Here is a 23305-nt window from a genome sequence, read left to right as displayed (position 1 = left end):
GTCTCAGTCGGGCGGTCCAGGGTGTCTCAGTCGGGCAGTCCGGCGGCCAGCAGATCCACGAAGCCGATGTCCTCACGGGCCACCCCGAACACCTCGGCGCGCTGCAGAACCCTTTCCGCCCAGGCGCGGTGCGGCTTCACCTCGTTCATCTTGTTACGGGAGGCGGAGCGGAGCACTCCGCCGCCGTTGCGCTCGGGCCGCAGGATGTCCTGGGCGTCGCCGTACTCCTCGTGGCTGACCACCGACAGCGCGTGCACCGGCAGCACATGGGACGGGTGGATGCAGGTCTTGCCGAGGAGGCCGTTGGCCTGGTCGAGGGCGATCTCGCGGAGCAGTCCGTCGAGGGCGTGCTCGATGAGGCTCTCACGCAGATCGGCGGCCCGGTTCGCCAGGAACGGGCTGGTCCGCAGCTGCGGCTTGAACATGCGCTCCTGGACCCGGAAGTACTCCCACACCGGCCCGGTGACGGTGAACCCGGTGCCGTCGGCCCGCCCGAGCACATTCACCACGTCCGCGATCACGGAGGCGACGATCTGGACGTCGTACGCGGTCATGTCGGGCGCGCGGCGCAGGGCGTAGGAGGAGCAGAAGTCGGTGACGCCGAGGCGCAGGGCGAGGACGCGGTCACGGTACTTGTCGACGGTGTGGGCGATGCCCTGGAGGGCGTCTACGCGCGTCTCGCGGTACATCAGCTCCGGCGATTCCAGCACCGGCATGGCGAACAGCCGCCGCCCGCTCGCCGCCTCGGCGGCCGTCAGCGCCTCCAGGAAGGCGATCCCGCGCTCCTCGGTGAACTTCGGGAACACGAACCCGGACAACAGCCGTACGGCGGGCCCGAGTCGGCGGACGAGGTCGGGTATCTGCTCCGGGAAGCGGACCCTGACGAACAGCAGCGGAATCTGTGCGTCCGGTCGCTCGGCGAGTTCGGTGAACTGCCGGACCAGGTTCTCCTCGGCGCCCACGACCTCGGCGTCGTCGATCGAGTCCTCCAGGCAGACGACCATGGAGACCACTCCGCGCCCGGCCTGCTTGACGATGTCGTCGGCCAGCCGCTCCCGGGTGGCCGGGCTGTAGAGCGTGGCGCCGAGGGCGGCGGCGAGCACCCGCGCCGGGGAGTCCGCGTGGAACTCGACCGGCTCCCGGTGGAAGAGACGCTGACGCTCCTCAGGGGCGATGTGCCCGAAGTGACGCATAGGAACCCCCGTGGTTACTGGATGACCGTCCGTAAAGGTGGCCGGTAATAGTACGTACAAACGTGTGTCATCAGTTCCCGCCGGGCGTGAAGTTCTGGTAACCCGGCCATGTCCGTCGTACGTCGGTCGTACCCGACTTCACCTGGTTCCTGGTCGCCCCGCGTTGTCGTGATCAGGACCGAGAAGGCAGGATGACCGCATGACGCACGCGATGCTGAAGGGGTCGAACGTCCCGATCGAAGCCACGGCGGTCCGCGCCGTGCTGCGCTGGGCGCCTGGACAGGGCGCCCCGGTTGTCGACGCCTCGGCGCTGCTCCTCGGCCCCGACGGCCGCGTTCGGTCCGACGAGGACTTCGTCTTCTACAACCAGCCGCGCCACCCCTCGGGCAAGGTGTGGCGGCTCGGCCAGAAGCGGGTGGCCGAGGGCCTCACCGACACCATCCAGACCGACCTGGCCGGTGTCGAGTCCGCCGTCAGCCAGATTCTCATCGTCGCCTCCGCCGAGGAGGTCACGTTCGAGAACGTACGTTCCCTGCGCATCCTCCTCTACGACGCCGCGGTCACCGACGCCGAGCCGCTGGCGTACTTCGACATCAAGCCGGAGACGGGCGAGGAGACCGCCCTGATCTGCGGCGAGCTCTACCGCCGCGGCGGCGGCTGGAAGTTCCGCGCCCTGGGCGAGGGCTACACCAACGGCCTCCAGGGCCTGGCCACGGACTTCGGCATCCTGGTGGACGAGTCGGAGCCCACGCCCGCGACAACCCAGGTCCCCCCACCGGAGCCCTCGGCCCCCCTCCCCCCGGAACAACCCGCGACAGCGGGCGTCCCCGCCCAGCCGTCCTACGGCTACCCCCCGGCGGCCCCACCCCAGCCCCCGTCCCAGCCGGCATACGGCTACCCGCATCCGGCCCCCGCGACAACAGCGGCCGCCCCCCTGAACCCGGCCTTCCGCCTACCCCCACAGGGCCCACAGTTCATCGGCCGCTAGGGAGCAACGGCAGATCTTTTAGGGGCGCGGGGCTGTATCTATTTGCGGCTCCGCCGCGTGGGCGCGAGCAACCACGACGGCGCCGCAGCCGAACACATCGCTACGACCGATCGACCTTGGTCTTGTAACCCCGCCCCCACTGCAACCCCCACCCATACAACCGATCAAGCTCCGACTGAAACCCATAAACAAACTTCACTTCCCGCCGCACGATGATCTCCCCCTTGACGTTCTCGATCATCACCACGGCGCAGGACCGCGCCTGCGAGTGCCGCTCATCGAGACCTATCTCGATCCGCGGCCCATTGCTGGGAAACAGCGTCACCACGGCATGCGTACGGTCGAACGCCGGCGTCTGGTCGTAGATGTAGACGAAGACCAGCATCCGCTTGAAGTCGTCGCGGTGGTCGAGGTTGATGTACATCGTCTCGCCGGACCCGGACCCGAACCGGTCGTCCCCGCTGAGCCGCATGTACGGCGGATCGTTGATGTCGCCGAGGAAGCCGCCCAGCGGCTGGACGACCCCTTTGCTCCCGTCGGCCAGCTCGTACAGGCACCCGAGGTCGAGGTCGACATTGACCATGCTCTGGCTGTGCGCCTGCACCGGCTCCGGCTTGAGCGCCTTGAAGGGATGCCGCAGCACACTCTCCCGCTTGGGCGCACCGATGTCGGACGTCCGCATCCGCCACGAGAGGTTGACGCGCAGATGCCCGGCGGCGGCGTTCTGCTTGCTGAGAGACACCCTCGGGTGCCGCTTCGTCAGTTCGATCGCGTTGGTCGCCGCGCTGCCCGCGTCGAACTCCGAGGCCCGCCCGCGCCAGAGGTTGTCCAGGAAACTCATGCCCGCCCACACCTGCCGTGTCCGTCGTCGCGTGAAAGTCGCGATGGTCGCGTGAAACCGCCGACGGGGCGGCCCACGAGGACGCATCCTCGTCGGCCGCCCCGCTCAGAGCGTTCCCTCACCCCGAGGGCGGTCACACTCCGGAACCGGTCACTTCGGTCCGGACCACCGCCCCGGGGGTTCCGGGTCAGACCCCGGAGGAGACCTCCTCCTTGTCGGAGGCCTCAGCTTTTCCCTCCGCGGCCGCCAGCGCCCTGTTGCGGCGGACCGAGGACCAGAAGGACCAGCCGATCAGGATGACGCCGATGGAGCCGGTGATGAGCTCGTGGATCTCGTACTGGATGGTGACGAGGAGGATCGCGGCGAGGGCGCCGATCGCGTAGTGCGCGCCGTGCTCCAGGTAGACGTAGTCGTCGAGGGTGCCCTGGCGGACCAGGTACACGGTCAGCGACCGGACGTACATGGCGCCGATACCGAGGCCCAGCGCCATCAGGACGATGTCGTTGGTGATGGCGAAGGCGCCGATGACACCGTCGAAGGAGAAGGACGCGTCCAGGACCTCCAGGTAGAGGAACATGAAGAACGCGGCCTTGCCGGCGAGGGCGACGGCCGAGCGTGGCTTGCCGGTGCGCTCCGCCTCTTCTTCCTCCTCCTGCTCGCGCTCCTCCTCTTCCTCCAGCTTGTCCTCGAAGTAGCCGGAGAGACCGCCGACGATCATGTACGTGATCAGGCCGGCGACTCCGGAGAGGAGAACCGTCTCGGCCTTGTCCGCGTGCCCGGCGTGCAGATGGGCGTTGGTCGCGAAGGTCATCGAGGTGATCAGCAGGACGATCAGCGCGATACAGGCCGACAGCATGTCGACCTTGCCGAGCTTGGCCAGCGGGCGCTCCAGCCAGGCGAGCCACTTGATCTCCCGGTCCTCGAAGATGAAGTCCAGGAAGATCATCAGCAGGAACATGCCACCGAACGCGGCGATCGCCGGGTGGGCGTCGGTCACCAGTTCCTGGTAGTGATCCGGCTCGGTGAGCGCGAGGTCGACGGCCTCGATCGGCCCCAGCTTGGCGCTGATGGCGACGATGACGACGGGGAAGACGAGGCGCATACCGAAGACGGCGATGAGGATGCCGATGGTGAGGAAGATCTTCTGCCAGAAGGCATTCATCTTCTTCAGGATTCCGGCGTTGACCACCGCGTTGTCGAACGACAGCGAGATCTCCAGGACGGAGAGGATGGCCACGATGCCGAAGGCCGTCCACCCTCCGAACAGAACCGCTGCGACCAAGCCGAGCGCGGTGACCGCGAACGACCAGCCGAAGGTTTTCAGAACCACTGGCTACCCAATCGTGTTGTACGGGGCTCCCCCGCGCCGCGCGCGGCTTTACGAAACTTTGAACACGAAGTCTAGTCCTCCGCCTCCCGTACCCCACAGGGCCCCGGCTTTAGCTCATATTGCGCAACGTGTAGCGGTATACACAACGCGTAGCGCCATACGAAACGTAAGGAAGTGCGAAGGATCTACGAAACATTGACCCCGAAGTCCAGGGCGATACCGCGCAGGCCCGACGCGTATCCCTGCCCGACCGCCCGGAACTTCCACTCGCCGTTGTAGCGGTAGACCTCGCCGAAGATCATCGCGGTCTCGGTGGAGGCGTCCTCGGAGAGGTCGTAGCGGGCGAGTTCCTGGCCGTCGGCCTGGTTGACCACGCGGATGAAGGCGTTGCTGATCTGACCGAAGGTCTGACCGCGGTTGTCGGCGTCATGGATGGAGACCGGGAAGACGATCTTGTCGCACTGGGCGGGCACCTTCGAGAGGTCGATGATCAGCGACTCGTCGTCGCCGTCGCCCTCACCGGTGAGGTTGTCCCCGGTGTGCTCGACCGAGCCGTCGGGGCTCCTGAGCTGGTTGTAGAAGATGAACCACTCGTCGCCCATGACCCTCCCGCCCTGGCACAGCAGCGCGCTGGCGTCCAGGTCGAAAGCGGCTCCGGTGGTGGTCCGGACGTCCCAGCCGAGCCCGACCATCACCTGTGTGAGGTTCGGTGCGGCCTTGGAGAGGGAGACATTGCCTCCCTTGGCGAGCGTGACGCCCATGCTGGTCCTCCCCTGGGGTGAAACGTCTTCGGTTGTCCTGCACGTCCGGCACCGCCCGTAAACGGGTGCGCGCCGAACGGATGTCGCAATCATGGCGATCCGCGGTCCAGGGGAGTACCGAGCGCTGTCACCCCACGGGTCTCCCCCTCGCCCACAGCGACCATAGCGGAGAGCCCTCCACCCGGTCTCCCGGGTGAAGGGCTCTCGACAAGTCGTCCTACGACTCAGACGTTGACGCCGAAGTCCTGGGCGATGCCGCGCAGGCCCGAGGCGTACCCCTGGCCGATGGCGCGGAACTTCCACTCGGCGCCGTGCCGGTACAGCTCGCCGAAGACCATGGCGGTCTCGGTCGAGGCGTCCTCGGAGAGGTCGTACCGGGCGATCTCCGCCTCTCCGGCCTGGTTCACCACGCGGATGAAGGCGTTGCGGACCTGGCCGAAGGACTGCTGGCGGTTCTCGGCGTCGTAGATCGAGACCGGGAAGACGATCTTCTCGATCTGGGCCGGGACGGCGGCGAGATTGACCTTGATCTGCTCGTCGTCTCCCTCGCCCTCACCGGTGAGGTTGTCACCGGTGTGCTCGACCGAGCCGTCCGGGCTCTTGAGGTTGTTGAAGAAGACGAAGTTGGCGTCGGTGCCGACCTTGCCGGACGAGTCGAGCAGCAGGGCGCTGGCGTCCAGGTCGAAGTCGGTGCCGGTCGTGGTGCGAATGTCCCACCCCAGACCGACGATGACCGCGGTCAGGCCAGGGGCCTCCTTGGTCAGCGATACGTTGCCGCCCTTGCTGAGGCTGACTCCCACGAGTCCTCCCTTTGGTGTCAGGGGCGGGGAGCCCCGTCGTGCGTTGGTATCGGATCAACGACTCGATCCTAGTGACGGGTTCCCGTTCGCCGCAGGCCTTGGCGCCGAGAAATCACAGGGTGTCGAGGGCGGCGACGTACTCGTTCAGGTCACGGGCGTCCGGCAGGGCGTTGACGACGGTCCAGCGGACCACGCCCTCCTTGTCGATGATGAACGTGCCGCGCACCGCGCAGCCCTTGTCCGCGTCGAAGACCCCGTACGCCCGGCTGACCTCGCCGTGCGGCCAGAAGTCCGACAGCAGCGGGTACTCCAGGGACTCCTGCTCGCCGAAGACCCGCAGGGTGTGGATGGAGTCGTTCGACACGGCCAGCAGCTGCACGTCGTCGTTGACGAACTTCGGCAGGTTGTCCCGCAGCTCGCACAGCTCGCCCGTGCACACCCCGGTGAACGCGAACGGGTAGAAGAGCAGCACCACGTTCTTCTCCCCCCGGAAGTCCGAGAGCTTCACGGTGGCGCCGTGATTGTCCTTGAGCTCGAAGTCCGGTGCCTTGTCGCCGACCTGGATCGCCATGATCTCCTGTGTCTCCTTCATGGGCTGTTCGGGAGACCACAGCCTAAAACGACGCGCCCCTGGAAGGGCCCCGCAGGGGCACCTTCCAGGGGCGCGGGGAACTGCGCGACCAGCCACGACGGCGCGAAGGCCGCCGACGCGCAGCTCCCCCCGAGCTACTAGGCGCCCGGCGGGTTACTTCTTCGCCTTGGCCGCCTTCGGCGTCACCAGCCGGCTCCCACTCCAGTCCTTGCCGACGCTGACGCTCTTCGACGCGGACAACCCCGCAGTCGTCGCGGCTTCCGAGATGTCGCTGGGCTCCACATAGCCGTCCCGCCCGGTCTTGGGCGTCAGCAGCAGGATCGAGCCACCCTCCTCGATGTACGTGGTGGCGTCCACCAGCACATCCGTCAGGTCGCCGTCGTCGTCTCGGAACCACAGCACGACGGCATCGGCCACGTCGTCGTAGTCCTCGTCGACGAGATCGCTGCCGATGACTTCCTCGATGGACTCGCGGAGCTCCTGGTCGACATCGTCGTCGTAGCCGATCTCCTGGACCACCTGCTCGGGCTGGAACCCCAGCCTCGCGGCAGGGTTCGTCCGCTCCTCCGCGTGGTCCGCGGTCGCGCTCACGGGTTGCCTCCTGATCATGTTCGGTTGGGGTCGCCCCCGGGGAATCAGCCACGCGCGTACGCGAAGCGTTGGCCGTAGTCCACACGGGCGGGACGGATCGCGCAAGTACCCAGCCTCGGAGACCGCCGAAACGGTGACGATCCGGGCCGTGTCACCGCAACTCCCTGCGCGGATTCACAGCATCGCGTGACGCACGCCACACCGTTCTGCCCGGTTTGTGCAGTCGGCAACCATCCCGGCGTACGACGGTCGAACGGCTTTACTACCTTTGCGGGGCAAGTCACCGCCCTGGTTACTTCTCGGTAGAGATGACGTGAGCCCGCCCGAGGTACACGATGGGGAACGGTGCTGGCACCCATAAGAACCCATGAAGAGTGGCCCTCTGACAGCTAAGGAACAGCGTGGCTTCCGGATCAGATCGCAATCCGATCATCATTGGCGGCCTTCCGAGTCAGGTCCCTGACTTCGACCCCGAGGAGACCCAGGAGTGGCTTGACTCACTCGATGCCGCCGTGGACCAGCGTGGCCGTGAGCGCGCGCGCTACCTGATGCTCCGGCTCATCGAGCGGGCCCGCGAGAAGCGCGTGGCCGTGCCCGAGATGCGCAGCACGGACTACGTCAACACGATCGCCACCAAGGACGAGCCGTTCTTCCCGGGCAACGAGGAGATCGAGCGGAAGATCCTCAACGCGACCCGCTGGAACGCCGCGGTCATGGTGTCGCGCGCCCAGCGGCCCGGTATCGGCGTCGGCGGTCACATCGCGACGTTCGCCTCCTCCGCCTCCCTCTACGACGTGGGCTTCAACCACTTCTTCCGGGGCAAGGAGGAGGGCGACGGCGGCGACCAGATCTTCTTCCAGGGGCACGCCTCGCCCGGCATCTACGCCCGCGCGTTCCTCCTCGACCGGCTGAGCGAGGGACAGCTCGACGCCTTCCGCCAGGAGAAGTCGAAGGCCCCCGACGGCCTGTCCAGTTACCCGCACCCGCGACTGATGCCGGACTTCTGGGAGTTCCCGACCGTGTCGATGGGCCTCGGCCCGCTCGGCGCGATCTTCCAGGCGCGGATGAACCGCTACATGGAGGCCCGCGGTATCGCCGACACCTCCAAGTCGCATGTGTGGGCCTTCCTCGGCGACGGCGAGATGGACGAGCCCGAGTCGCTGGGCCAGCTCACGCTCGCCGCCCGCGAGGGCCTGGACAACCTCACCTTCGTGGTGAACTGCAACCTCCAGCGCCTCGACGGCCCGGTGCGCGGCAACGGCAAGGTCATCCAGGAGCTGGAGTCGGTCTTCCGGGGCGCCGGCTGGAATGTGATCAAGCTGGTCTGGGACCGCTCCTGGGACCCGCTGCTCGCCCAGGACCGCGACGGGGTGCTGGTCAACCGGATGAACACCACACCGGACGGCCAGTACCAGACGTACGCCACCGAGACCGGCGCGTACATCCGCGACCACTTCTTCGGTGACGACCAGCGGCTGCGGGCGATGGTCGAGCACATGACCGACGACGAGATCCTGCACCTGGGGCGCGGCGGTCACGACCACCGGAAGGTCTACGCCGCGTACAAGGCGGCCGTGGAACACAAGGGCCAGCCGACGGTCATCCTGGCCAAGACGATCAAGGGCTGGACGCTGGGGCCGAACTTCGAGGGCCGCAACGCCACGCACCAGATGAAGAAGCTGACGGTCGCCGACCTCAAGGGCTTCCGCGACCGGCTGCACCTGCCGATCTCCGACAAGGAACTGGAGAACGGGCTTCCGCCGTACTACCACCCCGGGCGGAACTCCGAGGAGATCCAGTACATGCACGACCGCCGCAAGGGCCTCGGCGGTTACGTCCCCACCCGTGTCGTCCGCGCCAAGCCGCTCGCGCTGCCCGAGGACAAGACGTACGCGAGTGTGAAGAAGGGCTCCGGTCAGCAGTCGATCGCCACCACCATGGCGTTTGTCCGGCTGCTGAAGGACCTCATGCGGGACAAGGAGATCGGCAAGCGGTTCGTACTGATCGCGCCGGACGAGTACCGCACCTTCGGCATGGACTCGTTCTTCCCGAGCGCGAAGATCTACAACCCGCTGGGCCAGCAGTACGAGGCGGTGGACCGTGATCTGCTGCTCGCGTACAAGGAGTCGCCGACGGGTCAGATGCTGCACGACGGCATCTCGGAGGCCGGCTGCACGGCCTCGCTGATCGCGGCCGGTTCGGCGTACGCCACGCACGGCGAGCCGCTCATCCCGGTGTACGTCTTCTACTCGATGTTCGGTTTCCAGCGCACCGGCGACCAGTTCTGGCAGATGTCCGACCAGCTGGCGCGCGGCTTCGTTCTGGGCGCGACCGCCGGGCGTACGACGCTGACCGGTGAGGGTCTGCAGCACGCCGACGGCCACTCGCAGCTGCTGGCGTCCACCAACCCGGGCTGTGTGGCGTACGACCCGGCGTTCGGGTTCGAGATCGCGCACATCGTGAAGGACGGTCTGCGCCGGATGTACGGCGAGACCGCCGACGGCAGGCCGGGCGAGGACGTCTTCTACTACCTCACCGTCTACAACGAGCCCATCCAGCACCCGGCCGAGCCGGAGAACGTGGACGTGGAGGGCATCCTCAAGGGTGTCCACCGCTTCAGCGAGGGCACTTCGGGCTCGATCCCGGCGCAGATCATCGCCTCCGGTGTCGCGGTGCCGTGGGCCGTGGAGGCGCAGCGGCTCCTCGCCGCCGACTGGGATGTCAAGGCGGATGTGTGGTCGGCGACCTCCTGGAACGAGCTGCGCCGTGAGGCGATCGAGGTGGAGCGGTACAACCTGCTGCACCCCGAGGAGGAGCAGCAGGTCCCGTATGTCACGCGGAAGCTCAGCGGGGCCGAGGGGCCGTTCGTGGCCGTCTCCGACTGGATGCGGTCGGTGCCGGACCAGATCGCGCGCTGGGTGCCGGGCACGTACCAGTCGCTGGGCGCCGACGGTTTCGGCTTCGCCGACACCCGGGGTGCGGCGCGGCGGTTCTTCCACATCGACGCCCAGTCGATCGTGGTGGCCGTCCTGACGGAGCTGGCACGCGAGGGCAAGGTCGACCGGTCGGTACTGAAGCAGGCCATCGACCGCTATCAACTGCTGGACGTGGCCGCGGCCGACCCGGGGGCGGCGGGCGGCGACGCGTAGACGCTCCGCTGGGAAGGCCGTCCCAACACCTCGCGCCGGTGGGGGCTGGTCACGCCCACGCGGCGGAGCCGCAAATCGATACAGCCCCGCGCCCCTTGTTCAGCGGCTGCGCCGCTGTCGGGGCGTCGGTCATGGCCGCATAGCACGGTCGGCCGTGTCAAGGGGTGGTGAACCTCCGGGATCACCACCCCTGCACGTTTTCTACGATGCCGCCATGAAGCAGCGATCGGGCTCGGCGCGGGCCCGTTGGGAAGAGCGCACTCAGCGACCGTTGTTCGGACTGGCCGCGGTGTTCGCCGTCGCGTATGCCGTGCCGATCGTGCGACCCGACGCCGGTGCGGAGGTGAGGTGGTGGTGCGAGGTCGTCGAGTGGGTGGTGTGGGCGGTGTTCGCACTCGACTATCTCGCCCGGCTCGGGCTCTCCGAGGACCGGCGCGCGTTCGTACGGACACGGTGGCTGGACCTGTGCGCGGTGGTGCTGCCGATGGTGCAGCCGCTGCGGTTGCTGCGGGTCGTGGCGACCTTGTTGCTGGTCGGGCAGCGGGCGCGGATGGCTTCGCAGATACGGCTCACCACGTATGTGGGCGGGTCGGTGATCGGGCTGTTGATGTTCGGGTCGCTGGCCGTGCTGTCCGTGGAGCGGGATTCGCCGAACGGGAACATTCACACGCTGGGCGATGCCGTGTGGTGGTCGTTCACGACGATGACGACCGTGGGGTACGGGGATCATGCGCCGACCACCGGGCTGGGGCGGGTGTTGGCGGTCGGGCTGATGCTGTCCGGGATCGCGTTGCTGGGTGTGGTGACGGCGAATATCGCGGCGTGGTTCATAGCGCGGTTCGAGAAGGATGACGCGGAGGAGCGGCGGCAGACGGCCGCGATAGCCGCGCTGGCTGAGGAGGTTCGGTTGTTGCGGGCCGAAGTCGCCTCGTTGCGCTCTTCTGAAGGGGTTGTGCCGAAGCAGCGCCGTTGACCGTAGGGGGGGTGTGCGTTGGCGGGTGCGGCTGCGTTGTGGTTGCTCGCGCAGTTCCCCGCGCCCCTAAGAGCCTGCAGTTGCCCGGCGCTGAGAACACGCCCCCTGCGTACTGAAAACCTGGCCTCGGCCCCACCCGAATTGACCTGCTCGGCGCGCTGTCCCCCTCCGGCAGCGCGCCGCAGGCCTATCTGTCCTCGAACGGATATGCCGTGCGGAGGACTTGACTTACTGTGACCTGCGGCGCGTGGTGGGTGGAAGGGGTCTTCGGGGTTGTCACCCTGATGGGGGAACGTGGGCCGAAACCCGCGCTGGGGGCAGTGGTGGTGCTAAATGTGCGCCGCCCCGGCGCCCGCCTCCGCGTTCTCGCCCCGCTTCGTCAGGAACGCCACCAGGACCGCGACCGTCGCGACACCGGCGGCGACCAGGCTGGCGAGGCCCATGCCGGACATGAACGTGTCATGGGCGACGGTGGTGATCTTCGCGGCGATCTCGGCCGGCATGCCCTCGGCGACCGGCGGGATGCCCTGCTGGACGGCCTGCGAGGCCTGGGTGAGCTGTTCGCCGGTGAGGGGCGGGAGGCCCGCGTCCTTCCAGTTGGCGGCGAGGTCGTTGTCGACCTTGGACGTCATCACGGCGCCCAGTACGGCCGTACCGAGGCTGCCGCCGATCTGCATGGCGGCCTGCTGGAGGCCACCGGCGACACCGGACAGCTCCAGCGGGGCGTTGCCCACGATGACCTCGGTGGCGCCGACCATCACGGGGGCGAGACCGAGGCCGAGGAGGGCGAACCAGAGGGACATCACGGCGCTGCCGGTGTCGGTCTCCAGCGTGGACATGCCGTACATGGCGATCGCGGTGAGCGCCATGCCGCCGGCCAGCGGGACACGCGGGCCCAGCTTGGTGATGAGGATGCCCGCGAGCGGGGAGCCGACGATCATCATGCCGGTGAGCGGCAGGAGGTGCAGGCCCGCGTCGATGGGGCTCATGCCGTGGACGTTCTGGAGGTAGAACGTCACGAAGAACAGGCCGCCCATGAAGGCGATGGCCATGAGGACCATCAGGACGACACCGGCCGAGAGCGGGACCGAGCGGAAGAGGGCCAGCGGGACCAGGGGTTCCTTGACCTTCGTCTCCCAGAACGCGAAGAGCGCGAAGCCCGCGATCGACACGATCAGGAACGTCCAGGTCTTGCCGTCGCCCCAGCCCCACTCCGGGGCCTTGATGAGCGCCCAGACCAGGCAGAACATGGCCGCCGACAGCAGGGCTATGCCGAGGATGTCGAAGGAGCGGGGCGCGTTCTCGGCGCGGTGGTCCAGCAGAATCCAGGCGCCCAGGGCCAGGGCGAGGACGCCCACGGGCACGTTGATCCAGAACACGGACTGCCAGCTGACGTTCTCGACGAGGAAGCCGCCGAGGATCGGGCCGCCGGCCGTGGAGGCGCCGATGACCATGCCCCAGATGCCGATCGCCATGTTCAGCTTCTCGGCGGGGAACGTGGCGCGGAGCAGACCGAGCGCGGCCGGCATCAGCAGGGCGCCGAACAGGCCCTGGAAGACACGGAAGGTCACCACGAAGGCGACCGAGTTCGACAGACCGATGGCCCCGGAGGCGGAGGCGAAACCGACCACGCCTATCAGGAAGGTCTGGCGGTGGCCGAAGCGGTCACCCAGCTTGCCCGCGGTGATCAGCGTGACCGCGAGGGCGAGGAAGTACGCGTTGGTGATCCACTGGACGTCGGCGAAGCTCGCCTTGAGGTCTTCGGCGATGGCCGGGTTGGCGATCGCCACGATGGTGCCGTCGAGGGCGACCATCATCACGCCGACGGCCACGGTGAGGAGGGTGAACCAGGGATGGCCGCGCAGTCCCCGATCCTGGTTCGGTGTCGGGTCCGACGGGACGACTGGTGCCTTGTCCCCCGGTCCCGTCTTGTCGACAGTGGTCTGACTAGTCATGCGAACGAGGCTAGTGACAGCCACTGACAGTTGACAAACCAATTCACAAGTCGGTAACTGTCACGTCACTCGGAGCGGGTCCGGGTGGAGACGAGGGTTCATGGAAACGGGGGAGCGGCCGGGGCTGCGCGAACGCAAGAAGCAGCGCACCCACGAGGCGCTGATGCGGGCGGCCCTGGAGCTGTTCACGACCCAGGGGTACGAGCGGACGACGGTCGACGAGATCGCCGAGGCCGTCGATGTCTCCCAGCGCACCTTCTTCCGCTATTTCACGGGCAAGGAAGAGGCCGCCCTCTCCGCTCTGGAGGTCGTCCAGGGCTACTTCCTCAACGCGGTGCGCACCCGGCCGGCGCACGAGGCCCCCCTGGAGGCGCTGCGCAATGCCGTCCTGGAGGGCTGGGACAGCATCAGCGAGATCGTCCACGAGGTCATCCCCGTCGACCTGTACCTGCGCTCCTACCGCCTGATCGAATCGACGCCCGCACTGCTCGCGGCCCATCTGCGGCGATCGGACGAGATCGCGGAGGAGATGGCCCGGATCATCGCCGAGCGCGAGGGACTCGACGTCGACTCCGACCCCCGGCCCCGGGTGGCGGTGGCCCTGTTCGCCGGGGTGATGCGGGTCGCCGAACGCCAGTGGGCCATGCGGAACGAACTCGATCTGGGCGCCATGCGGGAGGTGACGGCGGCTTATCTGGACGCCGTACGACCGTCGCTGGCCGAGAAGTGGCGTATTGGCTGAAACATGATGCGAAGGGCATCATCGGGGACGTTCTCTGCGCACTGAACAGAACGGGCGGCCTCGAAACGTGATCCCCGCCACTCGGTTAACGCGAGACCCTTCTGTTCTCTTAGTGTGTCCTTTCAGTGACTTCCTTCGACTCCTCCCCGCAACTGAACGTCTGGCGCGCACTGCTGGCGCTGGCCGTGGTTTTCGTGATGCTGGCGACCACCGGCTGGACCGCGCTGCGCAGTCATCGAGGGGAGACGCCGATGGAGGCGTCGCTCTCCGCATGGCAGCACGGCACCCTCGCCGGGCGCGAACTGCCGGACCTCGACTCGCCCCCCGCCCGGATCGCGGCCTTCTTCGCCTCGCTCAGCCCCGCCCAGCGCAGCCATCTCGCCCACCGCTATCCGCTCGCGGTCGGCAACCTCAACGGCGCCCCCGTCAAACTGCGGTACAAGGCCAACCGCATCGCGCTGAAGCAGCAGAGCAAGCGCGAACGGGCCCGCATGCACGACGAACGGCTCTCCCCCACCGGCCAGTACGAGGCCGGCCGCCGGATGCACCGCTTCGACATGCTGGCCGAGAAGGGCCGCAAGATCCTCGCCTTCGACCCCACCGGCGAGGGCCGCGCCGCCGAGGTCTTCGGCAATCTGAACAAGGCCGAACGCGTCTCGATCGTCGTCCCCGGCGTCGACAGCGACGTCCTGAACTTCCAGCGCACCAACCGCCGCTACTCGGCCCCCGCCGGTATGGCCGCCGCCGTCCACGAGGCCGAACGCGCCGCCGACCCCGGCACCCGGACGGCCGTGATCGCCTGGGCCGACTACACCGCGCCCGACGGCATCGGCCTGGACTCCGCCACCGCGCTCCGCGCCGAACAGGGCTCGGTCCGGCTGAACGCGCTGGTCCGCGCCCTGCCCGGGACCTCCACGGTCGCGCTGCTGTGCCACAGCTACGGCTCGGTGGTGTGCGGAATCGCCGCGCCCTCGCTGCCGTCACGAGTCACCGACATCGCGGTCGCGGGCAGCCCCGGTATGCGCGTCGAGAAGGCTTCCCAACTGCGCACCTCCGCCCGGGTGTGGGCCATGCGGGACGCCGACGACTGGGTGCAGGACGTTCCGTATCTGGAGGTCGGCGGGCTCGGCCACGGCGCCGACCCGATGTCCGTGGACTTCGGGGCGCGCATCCTGTCCGCGTCCGACGCCGAGGGCCACAGCGGCTACTTCGAACCGGGCACCGAGAGTCTGTACAACTTCGCCGAGATCGGTGTCGGCGCCTACCGGTCGGTCCACTGCGCACACGAGAACGACGCGTGTCTGGCGGGTCTCGACGACACCGCCACGGCCTGACGCGCGTAGAGGAGGGGAAAAGTGCGGTTCGCCTCGGTCGGGACTTCATCGCTTCGCCCGCATACGATGAGCCGCATGGGTGACGTACTGGCCGGATTTCATGCCGCCTGGGAGTTCGAGTCCGACTCCGTGCTCATCCGCTTCGAACGGGGGATACGGACGCCGAAGCTGTTCACCGCGCTCGGCGAGCGCCGCGTCCCCCTGGAGGCGATCGCGGACGTGACGCTGACGCCGGGGAAGCGGGGCACCGTCGTACTGCGTGCCGTGCCCAGGCCCGGCGCCGATCCGCTGATGGAGGCCGCCGCCGACCAGCTCAAGGAAGGGGCCGACCCCTATCGGCTGGTCCTTCCCGCCGAGCGGGAGACCCTCGCCGAGTACTACGCCGACGAGCTACGGGCGCGGCTGACCGACTCCGGGCCCGCCGAACGGTTCCTGGTGGCCGCGCCCGAGGTGCCGTTGCAGTTCAAGGCGTACGACGGGAAGGCGTCCTTCGACGGGAAGGCCGTGTCGTTCCGGTGGTTCTGGACCGGGGCGTCGTCCACGAAGTGGAAGGCCGGGGACCAGCGCTTTCCCGTGGGTGCGCTGAGCGGGGTCGAGTGGCGGTCGCCCGAACTGTTCGAGGGGTATCTGCGGCTGCTCCGCCGGGACACGGCCGTTGATCAGCTGCCTCAGCCGGATCACGACCCGGCGGCCGTGGTGTTCGGGCTGGGGTATGGGCCTGTGCATGAATCACTGCCGTTCGCTGCGGCGGTTTTGGCGGCCGTGAGGGACGCCGGGCCTGTGGAGGCCGCGGCCCTTCCCGCCGCCGGGCCGCGCCGAGATCCGGCCGACATCGCCGACCGGATTCGGCATCTTGGGGAGCTGTATGAGGCGGGGTTGGTGACGGATGAGGAGTTCAGCTTGAAGAAGGCGGAGTTGTTGGCGGAGCTATAGGTAATTGGCTGGCTGCGGGAGCGTCGTGGTTGCTCGCGCAGTTCCCCGCGCCCCTGGTTGGCCGGGCTTACTCCCTGCCTGCGGACGTGAACCTCATGTCCGCGTACCTGTCTCCCGCCACCCTCTCCGCTATCAGGTCCAGCAGCGCCATGTCCCCCTCAGTCAGGACGATCCGCGTCGCCCCTACGTTTTCCTCCACCCTGCCCGGCTTCCTCGTGCCCGGGATCGGGATCACCGGAAGGCTGTGGACCGTCGCCTGTTGCTGGACCCACGCCAGAGCCACCTGCCCCAAGGACACGCCGTGGGCCTCCGCCACCTTGTGGATGGGAGCCAGGAGGGCCGCGTTCGCCGTGGCGTTCTCGCCCGTGAAACGGGGCTGTTGGCGGCGGAAGTCGCCCTCGGTGAGGTCCTCGGCCTTGGCGAAGGAGCCCGTGAGGAAGCCTCGGCCCAGGGGGGAGTACGGGACCAGGGTGACGCCGAGGTCTCGGGCCGCCGGGACCACGTTCGTCTCTATGTCCCGGCTGAACAGGGACCACTCCGACTGGAGGGCCGCTATGGGGTGTACGGCGTGGGCGGCGCGCAGCTCCGTGGCGGTGACCTCGCTGAGGCCCAGGTGCTTGACCTTGCCCTCGCGGACCAGGTCGGCCATGGTGCCGACGGTCTCCTCGATGGGGACGGCCGGGTCGCGGCGGTGCATGTAGTAGAGGTCGATCGCCTCGACGTCCAGGCGCTTGAGGCTGGCCTCGACCGCCTCGCGGATGTAGGGGGCGTCGTTGCGGATGACGCGGCGAGTGGGGTCGTCCGCCGGGATCGACAGGGCGAACTTGGTGGCGATGACGACCTCGTCGCGGTGGGCCTTGAAGAAGGGGGACAGGAACTTCTCGTTCTCCCCCGCCCCGTAGGCGTCCGCCGTGTCGTAGAGCGTGACGCCCAGTTCGAGCGCGCGTTCCAGGGTGGCCCGCGACTCCCCGGCGTCCGAGGGGCCGTACTCGAAGCTCATCCCCATGCAGCCGAGGCCCTGGATGCCGACCTCGGGGCCGTCGGTGCCCAGCTGTGCCTTCGCGATCCTGCCGTTGGTCATGAGGCCCTCTCCGACGCCAGGGCACGCCCGGCGTCCGCGTAGAAGTCGATCTTTCGGTCCAGGAACGTGAGCGTGTCCTGGAGTTCGGCGATCCGGGACAGTACGTCCTCGCGGGTCGCCTTGAGCAGGTCGAAGCGCTCGGCGTAGGTGTGGTCGCCCGCGCGGACCATGTCGGCGTAACGGACCATGTCGGCGACAGCCATACCCGTGAGGCGGAGCTTGCCGACGAGGTCGAGCCAGTCGAGGTCGCGGTTGCGGTAGCGGCGCTGACCGGTGTGGGAGCGGTCGATGTGCGGCATCAGCCCGATCCGCTCGTACCAGCGCAGGGTGTGCGCCGTCAGACCGGTGAGTTCGGCGACCTCGCTGATCGTGTACTTGTCCTGCCCGTCCGGCCGTCGGGGCATCAGCGGCGGCCCCGAACAACTGCCGCCGCCGGCCGTGCTGGTGGTAGGGGTGGTACTGGTGGTCTCCGTCACCGTCATGGCCCCCACGCTAAAACCTTGGAGTGCGCTCCAAGCAAGCGAATTCGGTGAGAAAGGCTCCGTGAGAAAACCGAGGGCGGGACGTGATCGCGCCGGTTAGCGTGCGGCCCATGAGTCTTGTACGACGTGCCACCCCCGAGGACGCCGAGGAAGTGCTGCGACTGCGTCAGGTGATGATCGACTCGTTGGGGGGAGCGGACCGGTCCACGGACTGGCATCGGGAGTCGCTGCCGACCGTACGCCGCCGGCTCTCCGATGTCGACGGGGACTTCGCGGCCTTCGTGGTGGATTGTCCCGAAAGGCCGGGGGTGCTGGTCGCGCTGGTGGCCGGGACGGTCGAGTACCGGATCGGCCGGGCCGGCAACCCCCACGGTTCGGTCGGCCATGTCTTCAGCGTGGCCACCGACCCCACCGCCCGCCGCCGGGGCCACGCCCGCGCCGGCATGGAGGCGCTTCTTGACTGGTTCCGCGACCGGGGAGTAGCCCAGGTAGACCTGAACGCTTCCCCCGAGGGCGAGCCCCTCTACGCCTCGTTGGGCTTCATCCGCAAGCCGGGCCCTTCAATGCGCCTGCATCTCTGAGAGACGGTTCCGCAGCGCGCCCCATAGGGGCGCGGGGCTGTATCGATGTGCGGCTCCGCCGCGTGGGCGCGACCAGCCACAACGAAAGCCGCAGCCAAAAGACCCCCTACCCACCCCTCACCGCGGAGCGCCTAGTCTCAAGGGCATGTCCTTGCAAAGCCTCGCCCAGATCGAGACCTGGCCGGTCCCCACCGCTGCCGCCGCCGTCGTACGGCCCAACGGCACCGTACTCGGGACCCACGGCCCCACCGGGCACCGGTTCCCGCTCGCCTCGGTCACCAAGCCGCTCGCCGCGTACGCGGTACTCGTGGCGTACGAGGAGGGGGCGATCGAGTTGGACGAGCCCGCCGGGCCGCCCGGGGCGACCGTACGGCATCTGCTCGCGCACACCTCGGGGCTGGCCTTCGACGAGCACCGGGTCATGGCCGCGCCCGGCGAGCGGCGGCTGTACTCGAACGCCGGGTTCGAGCAGCTCGGCGATCATGTGGCCAAGGCGACCGACATCCCGTTCGCCGAGTATCTGCGGCAGGCGGTGCTGGAGCCGCTGGGGATGGCGTCGACGAGCCTGGAGGGATCGCCGGCCAAGGACGCGGTGTCGACCGTCGACGATCTTCTGCGGTTCGCCGCCGAGGTGCAGGCGCCCCGGCTGCTCGACCCGCGCACGGTCGCCGAGGCGATGACCGTGCAGTACCCGGGGACGAAGGGTGTGCTGCCGGGGTACGGGCACCAGAACCCCAACGACTGGGGCCTCGGGTTCGAGATCCGGGACTCCAAGTCGCCGCACTGGACCGGGAGTTCGTCGTCACCGAGGACCTTCGGCCACTTCGGGCAGTCGGGCACGTTCCTGTGGATCGACCCGGTCGCGGGGATCGCCTGTGTGGCGCTCACCGACCGGGCGTTCGGGCCCTGGGCCATCGAGGCGTGGCCGCTGTTCACCGACGCGGTGCTCGCCGAGTCGAGGTGATTCCTCCGTTCTGCGGCGAAGTGACCTCCGGTTCGGGCACATTCAGTACATGACCGGTTACGAAGACAGGGTGCCCGGCTACCTGACCTTCCGGGTGGCCCCGCAGGAAGGGCCCATCGCGGCATTCGCGGAACAGGAGGCATGGCAGGCACGCGAGCGGTATCCCAAGCTGATGGGGGTGGGCCTCGGGGAGTTCTTCCACGCGCGGGAACTCGACACCGGGGGCTGGGAGTTGTCCGAGTACGGCAACGACACCCCGCAGAGCGCCAGGGACACGCTGGGATCGCACTTCCGGCGGCGCGCCAAGGCGGCCGAGGACGCCGGTGACGCGAAGGCGCAGAAGACATGGATGGCGGCCGCCCTGCGGATGGACCGGGAAGTCGTCAACGACCTCCGGGTCCGCGGCGAGCGGTTCAGAATCGTGCGGGCGTCGAGGTTCATCCGCATGGGCCGCAGCGGACCCGAGCCGCCCCGGCCCTCCGACCCCGACCCCGGCGAGGTCGGCGAGGGCTACAGCGTGCGGTCGCGCACGAAGGGCTTCGTCGTCGATCCGTACACCAGCACCGGGCTGTCCGACAGCCTGCTGAAGCTGGATCTCGTACAGTTCGTCGGCTCCGTCCCCGGCGCACCGGAGGAGGTGGCCGTCGACGCCGAGCGGGCCGCTCGCGACTGTCCGGGCGGTGTGCTGCTGCCTGCGGTGTTCATGATCTCCGAGCGGGTGGACGGGCAGTGGCAGTCGCACAACTCCGGGACATCGCACTCCTCACCGCAGGGGGCGCGCGACAGCCTGGCGGGGTGGCTGCGGGTCATGGCGCCGTTCACGCTGCGGCTGTCGGACGAGAAGAAGGCGGAGTACGCGCGCGCGGCGGACTCTCTGGACGAGAAACGCGGCAACAGTCTGAGCATCGACGGGACGCGGTTCCGCATCACCCGGGTCGAGCGGCTGGTCCGCGTCGGACCCGACGGCCCGGAGGGGCCCCGGCCCAGCGACTTCGATCCGGAACCGCCGGTGGAGGTCCAGACCCAGCAGTTGAAGGAGCAGGGGCTGTGGGAGGAGGACGAGCACGCCCCGATCCAACTCGACGCGCGGACCCTTGAGTTGAAGGCGCTGTGGGAGCAGGAGGAGCTACGCCACGCGGCGGCCAAGGAGCGCAGGGCCAACAAGAAGCGCGGCTGAGCCCGAGCCGAATCCCCTCCCCCGCACGGAAGATCTCCTCCCCTGCACGGGGAACCCCTCCCCTTCAGGGGGAGGGGAACATTCATGGTTGCGATCCTTATCGAGATCGGACGGTAACCGCCACCCGTAGGACGGCCGTTGATTCGTTCCGCTACCCTCCCCTCTGCACACATGCCACAGCAAACGCAAAGCCTCGGGGGACAGCACATGGGCGAACAACGACCGGGCGGACAGTTCCGTCCGCTGGACGACGGCGATCCGAAGGTCGTGGCCGGCTACCGGCTCGCGGCACGGCTCGGCTCGGGTGGCATGGGCACGGTGTATCTGTCGTACACACCGGGCGGGCACCCGATCGCGCTGAAGACGATCCGGCCCGAGCTGAGCGAGGACCCGGAGTTCCGGCGCAGGTTCAAGCAGGAGGTCCAGGCCGCCCAGCGGGTGCAGGGCCTCTACACCGCGCCCGTCATCGACTACGACACCGAGGGCGCCCAGCCGTGGCTGGCCACCGCCTACGTCCCCGGGCCCTCGCTGCACTCGGCGGTCGCCGAGCACGGGGCGCTGCCGGTCTCCTCGGTCCTGCTGCTGCTCGCCGGGGTCGCGGAGGCCCTGAAGGTCATCCATGGGGCCGGGATCGTCCACCGTGACCTCAAACCCTCCAATGTGCTGCTGGCCTCCGACGGGCCCCGCGTCATCGACTTCGGTATCGCCCGCGCCGCCGACGCCACCGCCCTGACCGGCACCGGAGTCTCCATCGGCACCCCGGCGTTCATGTCGCCGGAGCAGGCGGCCGGGAAGCCGGTCACCGACGCGTCGGACATCTTCGCGCTCGGCCAGGTCGCGGCGTTCGCGGGACGCGGCAGCGGCGCGTACGGCGACGGGCCCTCGCACGCCGTGCTCTACCGGATCGTCCACGAGGAGCCGGACCTGACCGGGCTCCCCGACGAACTCGGCTTCATCGCGCGCTGTCTGGCGAAGGACCCCGCGGACCGGCCCACTCCGGCCGAGGTCATCGAGTTGTGCCAAGCCGCCTCGCCGACGCCGCTGGTCCAGTCGGGCTCCTGGTTGCCGGAGGCGATCGACGCCGACATCACCCGACGGACCTCGGCGTCGGCGGAGCTGCTGGCCCAGCAGGACAAGGCCGCCGAGACGCCCACCCCGTCCACCCAGGCCCCGCCGCCCACCGCGCCGGGGACTCAAGGCCCGCCGCCGGCCGCCCCGTTGACCCACCCGGCGACCCAGCTGAGCCCGTCGTCCGTCGACCACGCCGCCCCGACGATGCACTCCGGGCCGACGACCCCGCCCCCGCCGGGTCCGGTGGGGCCGCCGTCGACGCCGTACCACATGCAGCCCGCGCCGTCGGGCCCGCACACCGTGCCACCGGGGCACCCGACGCACTTTCCGCAGCCGGGGACCTGGCAGCAGGGGCATCCCCAGGGCCCTCCGCATCCTCAGGGTCATCCGCAGGGCACGCGTCCGATGCCCGTGCCGCCGCCGCGCAGCAACGTCGGCAAGTGGATCGGGATCGGCGTCGCGGTGGTGTTCGGCCTGGGTCTGCTGGGCAGCTGCGCGTCGTTCCTGAAGGAGCTGACCGATTCGTCCAGCAGCTCGTCCAGCAGTTCGTCGAGCGGCTCCTCCGGTGGCTCGTCGGACGGGGCGGGCGACGGCTCCTCCTCCGACACCAAGGAGAAGTCCGACCCCAAGCCGGTCACGTACAAGGGCATCAACATCCCCGGCGACTACTACATCCGCTTCGCCGACTCGCCCCCCAAGCCGCTCAGCAGCGAGATGGGCGTCACCTACGAGGACGACGGGGACCTCTACTACTACGTGGACTCTCTCTTCACCAGCGACAAACGGGTGGGCAGCAGCAGCGCGAAGCTCGTGCTGCTGAACAACTCCCAGAAGGGTTCCCTGGAAACCTGTCGGGCCGAGACCCGGTACGCGGAGTACGTCAAACCCGGCCAGCTCTCCAAGGGCTCCCAGATGTGCGTCCGCACCAACTCCGGCCATATCGGGCTGGTCACGTTCCAGGGATCGGCCCCGAGCGGCGACCCCAGCGACTACATCTCGGTGGACATCACGATCTGGCGCAACGCCGAGGAGCCCATCACGGACTGACGGACCGTCACTCCGCCAACTCCCACACCAGCACCTCCACCGGCCCGGAGACCGCGACCAGCTCCAGCCCCTTCTCCCCCTCCGCCCGCACCGCGTCCCCGGGCCCCAGCTCATGGGGCCCGAGCCGCACGGCACCCCGTACGACGTGGAGGTACGCCCGCGCCGCGTCCGGTACGGCGGTCCGCTCCCCCGGTGTGGTCAGCCGGCGGACATGCAGCATGGCGCCCGCCTCGGGGACGGCGTACGGGGTGGAGTCCGCGATGCCGTGGACGATCTCGTACGCGGGGTCGCCGCCGGGGTCGAGGGGGGCGAGCCACATCTGGACGAAGGTGAGCGGGGCGGGCCCGTCGTTGCGCTCGACATGACGGACACCGCCGGCCGAGCTGAGGCGCTGCACGTCTCCGGGGCGGACCAGGGTCTCGTGGCCGGCGGTGTCGCGATGGGTCAGCTCGCCCTCCACGACCCAGGTGACGATCTCGGTGTGGCTGTGCGGATGCTCGTCGAACCCGGCGCCCGGGTCGAGCCGCTCCTCGTTGCAGGCGATGACCGCGCCGAAGCGGAGGTTGTCGGGGTCGTAGTGCGGGCCGAAGGAGAAGGCGTGCAGGGAGGAGATCCCGGCCTCGGGGTCACCGCCGAGATAGCGCGTGTCGGCGCGCCGTATGTCCATCACGTACTCCACGGTAGCGACCCGCGCCGCGCGTCGGTGTCCTGATGAGGCAG

General features: G+C 68.7%; 21 protein-coding genes. 10 read left to right on the top strand and 11 right to left on the bottom strand.

Annotation, left to right across the window (positions count from 1 at the left end; all coding sequences use genetic code 11):
- Nucleotides 1–26 precede the first annotated feature (26 nt).
- Nucleotides 27–1193 carry an HpcH/HpaI aldolase/citrate lyase family protein gene (locus ACWD4G_RS29100; RefSeq protein WP_451298519.1) on the bottom strand — a complete coding sequence of 389 codons (1167 nt, stop codon included), beginning with the start codon at nt 1191–1193 and terminating at the stop codon, nt 27–29.
- 199 nt (nt 1194–1392) lie between these two features.
- Between ACWD4G_RS29100 and ACWD4G_RS29095 the strand changes: the two genes are divergently transcribed.
- Nucleotides 1393–2181 (top strand): TerD family protein, encoded by a 789-nt coding sequence (locus ACWD4G_RS29095; RefSeq protein WP_451298517.1) that lies wholly within the window; start codon nt 1393–1395, stop codon nt 2179–2181.
- Nucleotides 2182–2281: 100 nt separating this feature from the next.
- On the opposite strand, the gene ACWD4G_RS29090 is transcribed toward ACWD4G_RS29095, so the two are convergent.
- From ACWD4G_RS29090 to ACWD4G_RS29065, 6 genes are all read right to left on the bottom strand, one after another.
- Nucleotides 2282–3022, bottom strand: coding sequence for a TerD family protein (locus tag ACWD4G_RS29090; RefSeq protein WP_451298515.1), 741 nt, complete (start codon nt 3020–3022; stop codon nt 2282–2284).
- A 187-nt stretch (nt 3023–3209) separates the two neighbouring features.
- Nucleotides 3210–4352 carry a DUF475 domain-containing protein gene (locus tag ACWD4G_RS29085; RefSeq protein ID WP_451298513.1) on the bottom strand — a complete coding sequence of 381 codons (1143 nt, stop codon included), beginning with the start codon at nt 4350–4352 and terminating at the stop codon, nt 3210–3212.
- A 185-nt stretch (nt 4353–4537) separates the two neighbouring features.
- Nucleotides 4538–5113 (bottom strand): TerD family protein, encoded by a 576-nt coding sequence (locus tag ACWD4G_RS29080; RefSeq protein ID WP_451298512.1) that lies wholly within the window; start codon nt 5111–5113, stop codon nt 4538–4540.
- A 224-nt stretch (nt 5114–5337) separates the two neighbouring features.
- On the bottom strand, nt 5338–5913 hold the full coding sequence (locus ACWD4G_RS29075; RefSeq protein ID WP_451298510.1) for a calcium homeostasis/redox stress adaptation protein: 576 nt from the start codon (nt 5911–5913) through the stop codon (nt 5338–5340).
- 112 nt (nt 5914–6025) lie between these two features.
- A complete protein-coding gene (locus tag ACWD4G_RS29070) occupies nt 6026–6484 on the bottom strand; it encodes a peroxiredoxin (protein WP_451298660.1) in 459 nt (152 codons plus the stop codon).
- 174 nt (nt 6485–6658) lie between these two features.
- Nucleotides 6659–7096: a DUF3052 domain-containing protein gene (locus ACWD4G_RS29065; protein ID WP_451298508.1), complete on the bottom strand. Its 438-nt coding sequence runs from the start codon at nt 7094–7096 to the stop codon at nt 6659–6661.
- 401 nt (nt 7097–7497) lie between these two features.
- Between ACWD4G_RS29065 and aceE the strand changes: the two genes are divergently transcribed.
- Nucleotides 7498–10245: a pyruvate dehydrogenase (acetyl-transferring), homodimeric type gene (gene aceE / locus ACWD4G_RS29060; RefSeq protein WP_451298506.1), complete on the top strand. Its 2748-nt coding sequence runs from the start codon at nt 7498–7500 to the stop codon at nt 10243–10245.
- A 214-nt stretch (nt 10246–10459) separates the two neighbouring features.
- Nucleotides 10460–11218, top strand: coding sequence for a potassium channel family protein (locus ACWD4G_RS29055; RefSeq protein ID WP_451298504.1), 759 nt, complete (start codon nt 10460–10462; stop codon nt 11216–11218).
- Nucleotides 11219–11547: 329 nt separating this feature from the next.
- Here ACWD4G_RS29055 and ACWD4G_RS29050 read toward each other — a convergent pair whose 3' ends face one another.
- Nucleotides 11548–13173, bottom strand: coding sequence for an MFS transporter (locus tag ACWD4G_RS29050; protein ID WP_451298503.1), 1626 nt, complete (start codon nt 13171–13173; stop codon nt 11548–11550).
- A 100-nt stretch (nt 13174–13273) separates the two neighbouring features.
- Here ACWD4G_RS29050 and ACWD4G_RS29045 point away from each other — a divergent pair, with 100 nt between their 5' ends.
- From ACWD4G_RS29045 to ACWD4G_RS29035, 3 genes are all read left to right on the top strand, one after another.
- Nucleotides 13274–13915 carry a TetR family transcriptional regulator gene (locus ACWD4G_RS29045; RefSeq protein ID WP_451298501.1) on the top strand — a complete coding sequence of 214 codons (642 nt, stop codon included), beginning with the start codon at nt 13274–13276 and terminating at the stop codon, nt 13913–13915.
- Between the two features lie 125 nt (nt 13916–14040).
- On the top strand, nt 14041–15249 hold the full coding sequence (locus tag ACWD4G_RS29040) for an alpha/beta hydrolase (protein WP_451298499.1): 1209 nt from the start codon (nt 14041–14043) through the stop codon (nt 15247–15249).
- 75 nt (nt 15250–15324) lie between these two features.
- Nucleotides 15325–16182, top strand: a complete 858-nt coding sequence (locus ACWD4G_RS29035) for a DUF4429 domain-containing protein (protein WP_451298497.1) — start codon at nt 15325–15327, stop codon at nt 16180–16182.
- A 67-nt stretch (nt 16183–16249) separates the two neighbouring features.
- Here ACWD4G_RS29035 and ACWD4G_RS29030 read toward each other — a convergent pair whose 3' ends face one another.
- Nucleotides 16250–17263: an aldo/keto reductase gene (locus ACWD4G_RS29030; RefSeq protein ID WP_451298495.1), complete on the bottom strand. Its 1014-nt coding sequence runs from the start codon at nt 17261–17263 to the stop codon at nt 16250–16252.
- Nucleotides 17260–17745 carry a MerR family transcriptional regulator gene (locus ACWD4G_RS29025; protein WP_451298493.1) on the bottom strand — a complete coding sequence of 162 codons (486 nt, stop codon included), beginning with the start codon at nt 17743–17745 and terminating at the stop codon, nt 17260–17262. Before ACWD4G_RS29025 ends, ACWD4G_RS29030 begins: the two co-directional genes overlap by 4 nt.
- Before the next feature lie 110 nt (nt 17746–17855).
- Here ACWD4G_RS29025 and ACWD4G_RS29020 point away from each other — a divergent pair, with 110 nt between their 5' ends.
- The 4 genes from ACWD4G_RS29020 (at nt 17856) to ACWD4G_RS29005 (ending at nt 22585) form a co-directional block, all read left to right on the top strand.
- Entirely contained in the window at nt 17856–18326 is a 471-nt protein-coding gene (locus ACWD4G_RS29020; protein WP_451298491.1) for an N-acetyltransferase family protein, read from the top strand.
- 145 nt (nt 18327–18471) lie between these two features.
- Nucleotides 18472–19290 carry a serine hydrolase domain-containing protein gene (locus ACWD4G_RS29015; RefSeq protein ID WP_451298489.1) on the top strand — a complete coding sequence of 273 codons (819 nt, stop codon included), beginning with the start codon at nt 18472–18474 and terminating at the stop codon, nt 19288–19290.
- A 49-nt stretch (nt 19291–19339) separates the two neighbouring features.
- Nucleotides 19340–20467: a DUF5954 family protein gene (locus ACWD4G_RS29010; protein ID WP_451298487.1), complete on the top strand. Its 1128-nt coding sequence runs from the start codon at nt 19340–19342 to the stop codon at nt 20465–20467.
- A gap of 207 nt (nt 20468–20674) precedes the next feature.
- Nucleotides 20675–22585 (top strand): protein kinase domain-containing protein, encoded by a 1911-nt coding sequence (locus ACWD4G_RS29005; RefSeq protein WP_451298485.1) that lies wholly within the window; start codon nt 20675–20677, stop codon nt 22583–22585.
- Nucleotides 22586–22592: 7 nt separating this feature from the next.
- On the opposite strand, the gene ACWD4G_RS29000 is transcribed toward ACWD4G_RS29005, so the two are convergent.
- Entirely contained in the window at nt 22593–23252 is a 660-nt protein-coding gene (locus tag ACWD4G_RS29000) for a pirin family protein (RefSeq protein WP_451298483.1), read from the bottom strand.
- Nucleotides 23253–23305 lie beyond the last annotated feature (53 nt).

The sequence above is a fragment of the Streptomyces sp. NPDC002643 genome (assembly GCF_053592555.1).
Note: the sequence above shows the minus strand (reverse complement) of the source record. Positions and strands in the feature narration are given on the sequence as shown.